At 62.9% G+C, this 232-nt stretch carries 1 protein-coding gene; it reads right to left on the reverse strand.

Annotation, left to right across the window (positions count from 1 at the left end):
• The coding region (locus BT993_RS07110; protein WP_143604344.1) for an adenylate/guanylate cyclase domain-containing protein at positions 1 to 232 on the reverse strand (232 nt) is incomplete at both ends.

Consider the following 232-nt stretch of genomic DNA (forward strand, 5'->3'; position numbering starts at 1 on the left):
TCCTTGCGGAGCTGGTTGACCTGGCCGATCATGTCGATGGCGGCAAGCGCAGCCAGATGGGTCTGCTCGGCCTCCTCGACGAAGGGCGCCCCCCAATAGGCCATGATGGCGTCGCCGATATACTTGTCGATGATGCCGCGATGGGTGTGGACCGGCGCCGACATCGTCGACAAATAGAGGTTCATGATCTTGACCAGGCCGCGCGGCGTCACGCCTTCGCTCAGGCTGGTGA

Origin of the sequence: Streptobacillus ratti (assembly GCF_001891165.1) — a bacterium.
In the GTDB taxonomy this organism is placed as follows: domain Bacteria; phylum Fusobacteriota; class Fusobacteriia; order Fusobacteriales; family Leptotrichiaceae; genus Streptobacillus; species Streptobacillus ratti.